At 40.2% G+C, this 13194-nt stretch carries 13 protein-coding genes and 1 tRNA gene; 6 read left to right on the plus strand and 8 right to left on the minus strand.

The features are described from left to right. Positions 1 to 11: 11 nt before the first annotated feature. The 3 genes from folB to SYN7502_RS17080 all read right to left on the minus strand — a co-directional run bounded on the left by folB (position 12) and on the right by SYN7502_RS17080 (position 2910). Positions 12 to 374, minus strand: coding sequence for a dihydroneopterin aldolase (gene folB / locus SYN7502_RS17070; RefSeq protein ID WP_015169974.1), 363 nt, complete (start codon positions 372 to 374; stop codon positions 12 to 14). Next, positions 364 to 2355 carry a squalene--hopene cyclase gene (gene shc, locus SYN7502_RS17075; protein ID WP_015169975.1) on the minus strand — a complete coding sequence of 664 codons (1992 nt, stop codon included), beginning with the start codon at positions 2353 to 2355 and terminating at the stop codon, positions 364 to 366. The genes folB and shc overlap by 11 nt, the downstream gene beginning before the upstream one ends. A 216-nt stretch (positions 2356 to 2571) precedes the next feature. Further along, complete coding sequence (locus SYN7502_RS17080; RefSeq protein ID WP_015169976.1) at positions 2572 to 2910, minus strand: P-II family nitrogen regulator; 339 nt, start codon at positions 2908 to 2910, stop codon at positions 2572 to 2574. 568 nt (positions 2911 to 3478) lie between these two features. On the opposite strand from SYN7502_RS17080, the gene SYN7502_RS17085 reads away from it, so the two are divergent. The 4 genes from SYN7502_RS17085 (at position 3479) to SYN7502_RS17100 (ending at position 6162) form a co-directional block, all read left to right on the plus strand. Next, positions 3479 to 3560: transfer RNA gene (locus tag SYN7502_RS17085), tRNA-Tyr, on the plus strand. A gap of 134 nt (positions 3561 to 3694) precedes the next feature. Further along, positions 3695 to 3961, plus strand: coding sequence for a transcriptional coactivator PipX (pipX, locus tag SYN7502_RS17090; RefSeq protein WP_015169977.1), 267 nt, complete (start codon positions 3695 to 3697; stop codon positions 3959 to 3961). 232 nt (positions 3962 to 4193) lie between these two features. Continuing rightward, the gene (locus SYN7502_RS17095) at positions 4194 to 4805 is read left to right on the plus strand and encodes a Crp/Fnr family transcriptional regulator (RefSeq protein WP_015169978.1); all 612 of its coding nucleotides are present in this window, start codon (positions 4194 to 4196) and stop codon (positions 4803 to 4805) included. 91 nt (positions 4806 to 4896) lie between these two features. Further along, positions 4897 to 6162, plus strand: coding sequence for a sensor histidine kinase (locus SYN7502_RS17100; RefSeq protein ID WP_015169979.1), 1266 nt, complete (start codon positions 4897 to 4899; stop codon positions 6160 to 6162). A 14-nt stretch (positions 6163 to 6176) separates the two neighbouring features. Here SYN7502_RS17100 and SYN7502_RS17105 read toward each other — a convergent pair whose 3' ends face one another. Next, entirely contained in the window at positions 6177 to 6674 is a 498-nt protein-coding gene (locus SYN7502_RS17105) for an RNA recognition motif domain-containing protein (protein WP_015169980.1), read from the minus strand. A gap of 220 nt (positions 6675 to 6894) precedes the next feature. Further along, entirely contained in the window at positions 6895 to 7842 is a 948-nt protein-coding gene (locus SYN7502_RS17110) for a F0F1 ATP synthase subunit gamma (protein ID WP_015169981.1), read from the minus strand. Positions 7843 to 8101: 259 nt separating this feature from the next. On the opposite strand from SYN7502_RS17110, the gene SYN7502_RS17115 reads away from it, so the two are divergent. Together SYN7502_RS17115 and apcB are read left to right on the plus strand one after the other, a co-directional pair. Then, positions 8102 to 9766: a CTP synthase gene (locus SYN7502_RS17115; protein WP_015169982.1), complete on the plus strand. Its 1665-nt coding sequence runs from the start codon at positions 8102 to 8104 to the stop codon at positions 9764 to 9766. Positions 9767 to 10059: 293 nt separating this feature from the next. Continuing rightward, on the plus strand, positions 10060 to 10557 hold the full coding sequence (gene apcB / locus SYN7502_RS17120) for an allophycocyanin subunit beta (protein ID WP_015169983.1): 498 nt from the start codon (positions 10060 to 10062) through the stop codon (positions 10555 to 10557). An 87-nt stretch (positions 10558 to 10644) separates the two neighbouring features. Here the strand turns inward: apcB and SYN7502_RS18525 are convergent, their stop codons facing one another. From SYN7502_RS18525 to SYN7502_RS18530, 3 genes are read right to left on the minus strand one after another with little or no spacing between them, the layout of a single operon-like run. Then, the gene (locus SYN7502_RS18525; protein ID WP_210391308.1) at positions 10645 to 11601 is read right to left on the minus strand and encodes a hypothetical protein; all 957 of its coding nucleotides are present in this window, start codon (positions 11599 to 11601) and stop codon (positions 10645 to 10647) included. Beyond that, the gene (radC, locus tag SYN7502_RS17130) at positions 11577 to 12308 is read right to left on the minus strand and encodes a RadC family protein (protein ID WP_015169985.1); all 732 of its coding nucleotides are present in this window, start codon (positions 12306 to 12308) and stop codon (positions 11577 to 11579) included. Before radC ends, SYN7502_RS18525 begins: the two co-directional genes overlap by 25 nt. A 4-nt stretch (positions 12309 to 12312) precedes the next feature. After that, a complete protein-coding gene (locus tag SYN7502_RS18530; RefSeq protein ID WP_015169986.1) occupies positions 12313 to 13194 on the minus strand; it encodes an META domain-containing protein in 882 nt (293 codons plus the stop codon).

Below are 13194 nucleotides of genomic sequence, written 5' to 3' on the forward strand. Positions count from 1 at the left end.
TATTGATCTCTTTAACCCTTGTTAGACCTTTGTACTTCCACCGCCACACTACCCTGAAAATTAGCGATCGGAGGATGTTTTCGCACAATTAACTGCACTTTATCAACTTTTGGATCGGCAATGATTTGATCAGCGATCGCTCCCGCCAGTCTTTCAATGAGAGCAAATTTACTGGTTTGAATTAAAGTCTCAATGGTACTAATAGCTTTACGGTAATCGTAGGTATCTGCGATTTGATCATTTTTAGTGGCAGCTTCAAAATCTACCCAAAGGGTTATATCCACTTCAAACCATTGTCCCAAGACATTTTCTTCAGGCAGTAATCCTACATAGCCGTACGCTCTAACCCCTGTTAGATGAATTTTAGTGGTCATAGTTTGTTTTTGCCTTAAGATAACGTCCCAATGCTGTCAAGGAAAAATGTTGCTGATATAGATGATACTTCAGATAAAAATGACAGGGGAAACCTGTGCCTGTAAATTCTGCCTCATACCAATCCCCAAGCGATCGCTGCGTAGAAACTAAATACTCAATCCCTTTGTCAATTTGATCCCAAGCAAAATTCCCTGTTGCCTCTCCAGCAGCAAGTAAGCCAATTACTGCCCAGCCCGTCTGCGAAGCGGTGCTAACCCCCTGCCCTTTCAAAGACGGATCATTGTAGCTGCGACAGGTTTCTCCCCAGCCCCCGTCAGGATTTTGACAACTTATTAGCCAAGTTGCGCCATTTTTGATCAGGGGAGTATGGGAATCGGCGGCAATTCCAGCCAAAGCTGCTAGTACACCACTCGTGCCATAGATATAATTTACTCCCCACCGCCCAAACCAACAGCCTTCGGCTTCCTGCTCAGCTTGGAGGTAATTTAATGCCCTCAGAATTTGCCAAGAGGTAATAGATTTATCAACTTTTTTTACTCTTTTTTGATTGGATTGTTGATTAGAACTGTCTAAGGAGCGACGCACATAGCCAATCATTTCTAAAACCCGAGCCGTAACATCCGCCGTATTTGGATCAATCATTGCCTTTAGATCAGCGTATGGTAGTAAATTCAACCAATCCTGATCATTATCCAAATCAAAAGCTGCCCAGCCCCCCGCCTTACACTGCATCGTCGAAATCCATGCCACAGATCGAGCGATCGCCTCCCATTTTAAGTCCTCTAGGTTCTCAGTAGGTAATTGCACCTGACACAATGCCATTACCACCACTGCCGTATCATCAACATCGGGATAAAAGCGATTATCAAACTCAAACGCCCATGCCCCGGGTTTACCCTGTTTATTTTTAACCGCCCAATCACCATAATCCAGAATTTGCTTCTCGATTAACCATTCCCCTGCTTTAACAAGGTGCGGATCATCATTACTCATGCCCGAATCTATAAGCGATCGCATAACCAAAGCTGTATCCCACACTGGCGAAACACAGGGCTGAACTCGATAAAAATCAGCTGTTTCAATTACAAATCGATCCAGTGCTGCCATACCTCGCACAATTACTGGATCAGCAAGATCATAATCCAGAGCCTTTAGTCCTAGCATGGAATTCAGCATAGCAGGAATGATTCCGCCCCAGTCTCCAGTTGCTTCTTGTCGCTCTAAAATCCATTTTTCCGACGCTTTAATCCCCTCTTCCCGAAATGGAACTAAATTCAGAGATTCACCTATTTTAAATAAATCATCTAAATTAACAAAAATATCTGTCCAATCAGAATTGCGAGGCAGTTGATACTTGACATTGGCAAACCCTTCACTGTAAAGCTCATTCAGGTTAATTTGAGGATTTAGGTTATAAACGGGCTTGCGATCGAACACAATTAATAAAGGTACGGTGCTACCCCTTGCCCAGCTTGACATCTCGTAAATATTAAAGGGAAATGCGTCTGGCAATAAAATTACCCAAGGCGGTATGGAAGGTAATCCTTTCCAGTTGTAACAGCCAATTAAGGCAAGGTGCATTTTCGTAAAGATGCGAGTTTTGGTAATGCCACCACGGGCAAGGATAAACTCTTTGGCACGGATTAAAGCTGGATCATCTGCCACCACACCCAACAGCCGTAATGCCATATATGCTTCCACAGAAGTACTAAGGTCTCCGCCATCGCCGTAGAATAATTCCCATCCCCCGTGATTTCTTTGTTCGGCTCTTAGATAAGTTTCAACTTTATGCAGGTTACGACCCTGCTCTGAACCCCAAATTTTATGTAAAAGTACCGTCTCGGCTGTAATTGTCACATTAGACTCTAGCTCTGCCCACCAATAACCCGACGAATCCTGTAGTGATAATAAATATGCCTGACTCTTGGCGATCGCCTCTGTAACTAAATTTTTAAGGTTTTTTGTCGATAAAGCCTGCATTAGTAATCCTCAAATCCTCTAACAGTTAAGCATAAAATTCAATATCTCTAACAGTTGGATATCGACTTAGGCTGAACAGCAACATAATCCCCTAAGTACAGGACAACAAAGGACAAAAAGTTTTCTAGAAATAAGCAGAGCTATATCTGCATAATAAAAAACCGACAGAAATAACTAGTCTCCATCGGCAAAAAATTTAGTAAAACCAGACCAAGCTTAAACTGCTTCTAGGTCTTTTTCTCCAGTCCGAATCCGAATAATTCGCTCTACAGGAGTAACGAAAATCTTGCCATCACCGATCTCACCAGTGCGAGCCGCAGCAATAACCTTCTCTACGACCATATCCACTTGATCATCTTCTACAACAATTTCAACTTTGAGTTTTTGCAGAAACTCTACGGTATATTCCGAACCACGATAGCGTTCAGTTTGCCCTTTTTGGCGACCAAATCCACGTACTTCAGACACGGTCATACCAACTACTCCAGCATTAACCAGAGCAATTTTTACCTCGTCAAGCTTAAAAGGACGAATAATTGCCTCTACCTTCTTCAAATTAACCCCTCCATGATCTTCTATAGATATTGTTTTATCGGAAACCGAGTATTTGTGACCTAAGTTACTATTTATAAAAAATAGTTTTTGTTCGTAATGAGCTAAAAGTTTTAAGACTTTTTATCCTAATCTACATAAGCATTATGACAGATATTAATAGTCACTAATGGTTACTAAAGGTACAGACTTAATATACTGCAAACTTTTTCAGTCATATTCATCCCCCAAATGTGTAACCACTATTACAGCCTATTTTACGACCAATGGATACTTTGGGGTGTGGGGCTGCGCCCCAAGCAGAGTTTCCACCCCTGTATACACAAACCCATAAAAGACTGTATCTAACTAATAATCTGAGCTTAGAATTGCTGACAATAAATACAGGACTTACGCACTATTAAACAAAAACTAGATTTAAAAGGGGTTTAGGGCAAAGCCTCAATTGAGGGCTACATCCTCAGACTCCCACATTATTTTGCAAATTTGAGTGTGTAAGTTATAGAATATTCATGGTTGATTAACTAGTACATTGTGTTATACTAGCATCCTTGAATAAATCTGATAAATAGGGTCGATGCCCGAGTGGTTAATGGGGGCGGACTGTAAATCCGCTGGCTACGCCTACGCTGGTTCAAATCCAGCTCGGCCCATCAATTTTTCACCTGTAGTCTGACTTCTTAGTAAATCCAAAAATACTAAGAAAAAAATATGTTTGTTACAATTAGTACAATTACCAAGTAAAATAGCTTCTGTTCCAAATAAGATTAATTGACTGTAATGTTAGATGTCCGAAACCTATCTTAATCATCCCACCTTTGGACTGCTATCTCGAGTCTGCCTTGTGGATGAGCATAGAAGCCTATTCACTACTCTTTACGCCCAACGTTTATTTTTCTTAATTATTCAAAGCCCGAGCGGTTTACAGTTTGATCCTATAACTCGTTCTGATGCCAAGATGATGGTAGAGAATCGGATGAGAGCAGTTAAACGTCAAGGCTATTTTGATGAGCACGACACATTACAAATTATCTACAAGCGTACTTTTTCTTAGATATTTTCTTAGACACTTGTAACTGCTTTCAAAGTTGCTTTTAATAGGTCTTATTCCCATTGTCATAAAGTTAGAACTATATTTAGTCTTAATAATTCTTGATTTGATCCTGATCGCCTGATTGATAACGTTTTTAGGAAAATATTTGTTTGTAGTCCTTGATACCTTAACCTTGGCTTAAAAATGGGGACTTAAGATTTTATAGAGCTAAGAATTAAGAAGTTAAGCAAATATGACCTATTCTTCAAGAACTGATACACAGACTGATTGGCGGGAATTTTTAGAAAATGTTTACAGAGGGAGAAACTTATATCCCTTTGCTAGCGGACATGAGATTTCTATGTACCCCCATGAAGTCTGGATTGTATGCAGAGGCGTAGTTCAACTTAATACTATTCACTCAAGCGGGACAGAGGTGATCTTGGGCGTTGTTGGTACCTCTATGCCCTTTGGGTTGCCCTTAACAACCTTAAATCCCTATCAAGCGATCGCTCTCTCAGACGTTGATCTTATGCGGTTTTCTATGGCAGAAGTTGAACATTCTCCAATTCTATCTCAGGGAATATTCCGCCATCTGATTCGGAGACTACAACAAACTGAAGCCATGCTATCGGTTATTAACCATAGGCGCGTTGAAGATAGATTAAAGCAATTACTGTTAATGCTAAAAAATGAAGTTGGACAAGATACACCTCATGGAGTTTGTTTAAATATAAGGCTAACGCATCAGCACCTAGCAAATGCAATTAGTAGTACTAGGGTCACTGTGACTAGAGCTTTAGGGGAGTTGCAGGCAGAGGGATGGTTGAGTTTTGATAAAAATCGCTATATTCTAATTCATTGATATTACTTATACTAAACTCATATAAATAACTAGTGATAGCTAATCCTCAAGGGTAAGGTTTTGGGCTATAACCCCAATAGTAAATAAATAAATGCCTATTAACTCTTTGTATGATGCTCTTGAGGGAAATCAGTTTGTAGAAACAATTTATCAAACTCCTAGGCAGGAATATTGGCTTAAAGCAATCATCACCCTACGACAGTTTTGGAATGAGATTTCATCCAATCAGACCAGTAATAAAAGCGATAAAGGGATATTTTTAACCAACTCTCCGCAGTTACTGTCGAGGAATTTTTATGGCGATTTATCAGTTCAAGCTTGGTTTTTTACCGCTAATCAGTCGTTTTTATTTCCTCCCCAATTTCAGGCAATCCAGTCAACACAGGTAGTTCAAGTAAATACTATTAATGCCTATACAGAGTACTTTTTAATTCTAGCTACGAATAAATTTGCGATATTACTGATTTCAAGTGACCAAAAGTTTTTATTTTCCCTACATCCTGATGCGATCGCTCCTGCACTTTCAGTCATCAAATCTCTTGTTTCCGATCATGTACAGGCTAGAGAACTAGAGCAAAATCTGCAAAATTTTCGGCTTGTAGTGCCACCCTATCAAGTTATCAGCAAATTTGCCCTTGCTTTACTTACCCAATCATTTCAGCAGGAATTACCGATTCCCGAAATTAAGGAAGTTGATATTATTAAAGCGATCGCCCATGAAGTTAAAACTCCACTTACGACCATTAGGACCTTAGTACAATCTTTACTACGGCGGCAAGATGTGAGCCAGATCATAAGGAACCGTTTAGAGAAGATAGACTTTGAATGCCAAGATCAAATTGGCAGGTTTAACTTAATTTTTGAAATTGTTAATTTAAATCGGCAGGTTATTCGGACAGAACCAACTAGTTTAGGTAAAATTTTGGACACTAGTCTGAGCCTCTGGCAGCAGCAAGCTCAACGCCGTCACCTGAGTATAGAAGTAGTTTCTCTAAACCCGTTACCTGTTATCATCACCAATAGGCAACTATTAACACAATTGCTTAATAGCATAGTTGATCGGATAACTCGTAGTATCCCTGCGGGTAGTCATATCAGGATCAGCATAAACATTGCTGGCAAGTATGTTAAATTGCAATTTAAATCTGATAGTGATCCCACAAATGAAAAACTAACCCATAAAGCATTAGGGCAATGGCTAATGCTCCAACCAGAAACAGGAACATTAAGCCTAAGCTTGATGATTAGTAAAGTTTTATTTGAGCTAATCGGCGGGAAACTAACAATTAGAAATCATCCAACCATAGGTGCCTATGATGGTGAGCTTTTAACTATATTTCTTGTACTCAATAACTAAAACCTAACCAAAACTTACTGGGATGCTAAAAGTAGTTGCTTAAATTTCTCTAGCTCTGCTGCCCAGCGTGGGTCGGGCTGGTGGGACTCTTCAGTTGTTGATACTTGAGAGGTAGAAGAGTTACGAGTGTTATTAGAACGACGAGATTTGCCACTATTGCTACTATTTTGCTTGGTAGCTTTAGGTGTAGGAGGGGTAAATTTAGGTGACTCAGAGGTTTCATCACTGGAATCAGACCCATCAATAGTCTTGGATTGCCCCTTAGTACGAGGTAATGCCTCTTCGAGTTTTAGTAAAGCCCCATTGAAATCATAGCCATTAAACTTTTCGATCACGGTGGTAGCTGCTTCAGGAGTTTCAACGGTTACAAACCCAAAGCCCCGACATTTACCAGTTTTAGTGTCACTGATAATTTTCAAGGACACAGAATCACCAGATTCACTAAAAATCTTTTCTAAACCTTCACGATCCAGTTCTGCTGGCAGATTGCCAACGTAAAGACGAATTGACATGATACAGACAAACCTCTAACTTAACTTAAAAAAATTCTTTTTACTGACTTGCAGCTCTGATAATTAAACCGTTTCAGACTTGGATGAGTGATGGCTACTAATTGCTGCTGCCTATAGACCACATATTAAAATACCATAGAAATTTGGTTTTTTATATATTCTTAAGATTAATAAGATCAAATAGGGATGAACCGCAGCCACCCCATAGAACATATAGTTACTAGTTAAGAGCTTCGGCACCGCCCACTACTTCCAGAATTTCTTGGGTAATACTAGCTTGGCGAGCCTTATTGTACTGTAAGGTCAAGTTGCCAACGATTTCTACGGCGTTATCACTGGCATTACTCATAGCTGTCATCCGTGAAGCTAGTTCGCTAGCAGCAGATTCTTGGAGGGCGCGTAAAAGTTGGTAGTTAATATATAAGGGCAGTAAAGCTTCCAAAATTTCCACTGGTTCCTGCTCAAAGATCATTTCGCTGGGAATTTCACGCACCGTGGTTTCTAGTTTTTCCCGATCAACTTCAAATTTGCCGCCTCTGACGATTAGTCTAAATATCTCATCATCACTGGCTTCTAGTCCTTGGGGACTAAGGGGAATAAGGGTTTGGACTACGGGACGTGAGCTAATTAAAGAAACAAAACGGGTATAAATAATTTCTACTCGATCAATGCGACCTGCTAAAAATGCCGAGAGAACTTCATCGGCGATCGCATTTGCTTCTGAAACAGCAGGAATTTGATCTAGCCCCATATATTGGGCTTCAATTGGCTGGCTGCGACGGGTAAAGTACTGTACTGCTTTGCGTCCGACTAAAATATACTGATAGCCGATGCCCTGTTCGGTTAGCTCCTTGGCTCTATTTTCAGCCCTGCGAATTACGGTGGTGTTGTAACCCCCGCAGAGTCCGCGATCGCCACTGATGACTAAAATTCCAACATTTTTAACTGGACGATTTGCTAGCAGTGGTAAACTGACATCTTCAAACTTGAGGCGACTTTGTAAACGATATAAAACTTGGGCAAGGCGATCGGCAAAGGGGCGAGTTGCTAAAACCTGCTGTTGAGCTTTTCTAACTTTAGCAGCAGCAACAAGGCGCATAGCCTCGGTAATTTTTCTGGTATTTTTAACGCTAGCGATACTATCTCGAATCGTTTTAAGGTTAGCCATTGGGATTAAAAGTGGACTAAAGTGATTATATTTTGCAGTTAATGACCATAATAATACGAGGTGGTATCCTCAACCCAAGAGGTTTAGTTTAAAGTTCTTCAGTAATGTTCAGTAAGTTATTGAGTAAATAGCAAGTAGGGCTAATTTACCTGAATTTATGAACGATTTATTGATTAATTACATAGTTCTCTAATCAAGGGTTAGTTATAATTACTACTTGTTAAACCAGAATAATTGAACTAGAAAATTACTTGACTCTATGACTAAATTTATCTTTGTAACGGGTGGAGTAGTTTCTAGTATTGGCAAAGGCATTGTTGCAGCTAGTTTGGGACGACTACTAAAGTCCAGAGATTATTCAGTTTCGATTCTGAAGCTTGATCCTTATATTAATGTTGACCCCGGCACTATGAGTCCCTTTCAGCATGGGGAAGTATTTGTTACTAGCGATGGGGCAGAAACGGATTTGGACTTGGGGCATTATGAACGGTTTACCGATACTTCTATGTCCAAGCTAAATAATGTCACCACTGGAGCGATTTACCAATCGGTTATTAATCGAGAACGGCGGGGGGACTACGAAGGTGGGACAGTTCAAGTAATTCCACATATTACTAATGAAATTAAAGAGCGCATTAAGCGGGTTGCCATAAATACTAATCCTGATGTGGTGATTACCGAGATTGGTGGAACAGTGGGGGACATTGAATCCTTACCTTTTATGGAGGCGATTCGACAGTTTCGTAAAGATGTGGGACGGAATAATGTGGTGTATATGCACGTTACCCTGATGCCTTGGATTCCTGCGGCGGGAGAAATGAAAACTAAGCCCACCCAGCATTCTGTGAAAGAATTACGCTCCATTGGGATTCAACCTGATATTTTAGTCTGTCGTAGCGATCGCCCTATTCCCCAAGGTATTAAAGACAAAGTTGCTGAATTTTGTAATGTTGTACCAGAATGCGTGATTACCTGTGTCGATGTCAAAACTATCTATGAAGTGCCATTAGTATTAGAACGAGAAGGACTTGCAGAGCAGGTTTTAGGTTTATTAAAACTGGAGCAACGTAACCCAGATTTACGCAGTTGGCAGACATTAGTGGAACGGTTATATCGATCTGAGCATTGTTTAAATGTGGCGATCGTGGGTAAATATGTGCGTTTGAATGATGCCTATTTATCCGTGGTTGAGGCATTAAGGCATGGGGCAGCAGCCATTAACTGTTCTGTAGAAATTCATTGGATTAACTCTGAAGATATTGAAACCTTTGGGGCGGAAAAATTTCTAAAGGATATGAGTGCGATCATCGTACCTGGTGGCTTTGGAGTCAGAGGCGTAAATGGCAAGATTGCGGCGGTGGAATATGCCCGTGAGCGTCGAGTTCCATTTTTAGGATTGTGTTTGGGGATGCAGTGTGCGGTGATTGAATGGGCAAGAAATATTGCGAGGTTAGAATCTGCTCACAGTTCAGAATTTGATGAGAACTCACCGAATCAAGTTATTCACCTTTTACCTGAACAGCATGACATTGTGGATTTGGGCGGAACCATGAGATTAGGGCTGTATGCCTGTAGAGTTGTTCCTAATACTTTGGCGCAAAAACTGTATGGTGATTCGGTGATATATGAACGTCATCGTCATCGCTACGAGTTTAATAATGCCTATCGCAATTTGTTTTTAGATTCTGGTTATGTGATTAGTGGCACTTCTCCCGATGGTAGATTAGTGGAAATGGTGGAGCTTCCTAATCATCCTTACTTTATTGCGGTGCAGTTTCACCCAGAATTTCAATCTCGCCCTAGCCAGCCCCATCCTTTATTTCAAGGACTAATTCAGGCTGCTTTAACTCATAGTAAAATTGGGCAACCATTATCATTACTGATTCCTGAATATCTGAACCAAGAACAGCAGGTACACTCTTAGCTTTTAGTTTTAACAAAATATTTAACCCTAAAATTGACAATTGTTAAATTACCTTAATAGTAAAGATTAGATAAGCGTTGTTGCCCCAAAGTCCTGTATTTTAATAATATTAGGTGGAAAATATATAAAAATAATCTAGCTTTAAGTCTATGCTGCAGGTTTTCTAGTGCATATTTGTTCGGTAAGTGCGAATTAATTTCACGGTACAACCCAGAGTCACCTAGGCTTGATCAAAAGTTCTAATCAATTGTTAAATTTAATTTGTTTAATTAATATCTAAGGGAGAAATTTTTATGCAGGATGCCGTAACCACCCTGATTGGTATATACGATGCTACAGGGCGTTATTTAGATCGAGATGCGATCGATGAGCTTAAATCTTATTTTGGCACTGGTACGGCTAGGTTAAAGGCTGCATCCACAATTACTGCTAATGCGGCTGGGTTAGTCCGTCAAGCAGGCACTAAGCTATTTGAAGTTGTACCCGATTTGATCCGTCCGGGTGGAAATGCCTATACAACTCGGCGTTATGCAGCTTGTTTAAGAGATTTAGACTATTACCTGCGTTATGCTACCTATGCTTTAGTTGCTGGTGATAACTATGTTTTAGATGAAAGAGTTTTACAGGGGCTACGGGAAACCTATAACTCTCTGGGAGTGCCAATTGGTCCTACGGTTCAGGGTATTCAAATTATTAAGGATGCCGTGATTGAGTTGGTTGGGGTAAATGCAGATTGGTTAACTGATCCCTTTGATTACATCTCTCGTCAGCTTAGTGAGACTAATATTTAGTTCTTGTTTTGTATAGCGTTAGTTCAAAATTTCTAATATTTATAGGGTGTATTTGATTGCGCCCTTTTTTTTGCTCAAGAATTAAATTTAAGTATGGGGAGAATTAAGATAGCGATCGCGCGCTTGATTTTTGATCATAGTTAATGATTCTGCCCTAGTCCAATGCTTAACTTTGGGTAAGGGGGGAGTATTTTCAAATCTAGTTAACTCCAACCCATCTCCTAAAATATCGGCAATAACCTCGGCGATCGCTTTACAGCACTGACGGGGATAACGCACCACCTGTTCTTCACAAAAACGGATAACAATCCAACCTCGATCTATAAAAAATTGATTACGGCGATCATCTTGTCCAATAAAATGAATGGGCTGGCGATGACTGTAAGGTTCGTCTATTTCAATATCTATATATAAATTTAAGCCTCGATCTATGTAGGCAAAATCGGGAGAATAGGGTTTAGGAGAATTAGGAATATTTAAGGTAAGTCGTTCGTAGATATTTGTATCGAAGTACCGGTTCAAATGCTTGACAAATTTAGCTTCGGACATTCCTCTACGGGCTTTACTGTTGGTGCCATCGTGAGGTTTTGTTTGTTTTAGTGTATCTAGGAGCAGTCGTTGCCGAAATTCTAAAATATATTCTGGACTTTGTAAGCGTTCAACTTCTTGATCGTATTCGAGTTTGAGTTGATTAAAAGCCTCTAATTTGCTGGGATATGCTCTAACCTCTTGCTCGTATTTCTGTAAACGGGTGGGAAAGTTATTTTTTAAGATTAAAGCTTGGATGGCGATCACTATAAACCCAAAAACTAAAACCCCAATACCTATGGTCAGATTAACTAAACCTATTCCTATACTTATCCCAATTACTGCTAAGGATTCTATGAAGATTAACTTGATTTCTATAGGCTGAGGAATTTGGGGCGATCGGGGTTGTTTCTCCCGAAATTTAGGTATCTTGGGCATTGCGGTTTTGATATGTTGCAATGGCTTAGGAATGATAATAATCGGGTAATAGTTCATGAATTTGGGTAATTTTGCCACAAATTGGTAGTCTCACGAATACTCTTAAAGTTACCATTACCTAACACGAGATGGTCAAGGAGGGGAATATTCAAAAAGTTAGCACCTTGAAGTAATTGCTCAGTTAGTAAAATATCTTCAGGGCTGGGTTCAGGATTACCCGAAGGATGGTTATGGGCAACGATTAATTTTACTGCCCCAGATTTCAGCACCTCTCGAAAAATATCGCGGGGATGGGCAAGGGTTTCTGTGGCTGTACCAATCGTAATTACTTTTTGCGCCATAATTCGGTTTTTACTATCTAGCATTAAAACTGCCAAACGTTCTTGAGGTTGCCACATTAGTTCAGCACTTAAAGCAGCCACAGCAATCGTTGGATCGGTAATTTGCACCCGTTCAGGAGGACGAGCATAAAAAGTACGCTTACCTAGTTCAATCGCCGCCAAGATTGTGGTTGCCTTAGCTATACCAATTCCTGAAATTTCTGTAAGCTGCTGAATCGAGACATTCTGTAATCCTTCAAGGGGATCGCTCACATTCTGCCCAACGGTTTTAAGAATTAACTGCCCCAACCCGATCGCCGAGAGCTTTCCTGCTCCTTGACCTGTCCCTAATAAAATTGCCAAAAGTTCCGCCGTAGATAGTTGAGCTACTCCGTGGGTTAGTAACCTCTCTCTGGGGCGTTCAGAGGCACTCATGTCGGAAATTCTAAGGGAATAGCCAGTCATGGTTTTACTTTCCGCAGGTTAATTCTTCACTAATAGCCGTAAGTTTGATATTCTCAGTTGCATTACTATTTGCTACTTTCATTTGCAATTGCAGATTTGTATCCGTGAGTTCCAGAATCGTAAGAGTGAATGCCAGTTTTTGCTTGATTTGAACTTTCAAAACCTGGGGAGCAGTTTTATCAATAGTCCAAGTGGTGATCGCATAGGAATTATTACAACTAGTTTCCAGAAAAGTACCATTGGGTAGAAACACATAAACAAATTTTTTTAAGCCCTGAGTTTGCCAAGCTCTACTAAAAAGCTGGCTGAGGTCATTATTTGCAGGTTTAAGATCGGGTTTAGGGTTTAGTTGAGTGAATTTTAAGGGGCGATCGCTACCATTGACATAAATCCATAAAAATGAGCCATCTAATTTGATTCGATATGCCTGTCTGAGAGCAGCTAAAAATTTCTGTTCTTGATTCATAACCGCAGGTGAGCAGAGTTTTTGGGTAGTGGCGATCGCCTTTATTCTGATCGGTAACTCTGAAGGTCTGTTAATCTCTCTAGTTGTGAGTTCGGATATATAGCGATTACACCCCCCCATACCAGTAATCTGTCCAGTGTTTTGACTAGAAGTTCCTGCTTGGGTAAATTTGAGTGTGGATTGGAGATTATCAATTACTCCTGCGCCATTTAGGTCTTCTAAAAGCCATTCCGTATTTACCAACTGATGACACCATAACTTTTTGCTCGGTGACCATACTTCCTTGGTTAAGCAATTAAATTTTGTGGATTTGAAGACAATGGATTGATTTTGGAATTGATTTGGAAACTGAGCGTTTGCCTGAATTGGAGATAGAGAAATGGTGGCGATCGCTAAGGCTAGGGTAGCTAACTTTTGCAT

Origin of the sequence: Synechococcus sp. PCC 7502 (genome assembly GCF_000317085.1) — a bacterium.
Lineage (GTDB): Bacteria > Cyanobacteriota > Cyanobacteriia > Pseudanabaenales > Pseudanabaenaceae > PCC-7502.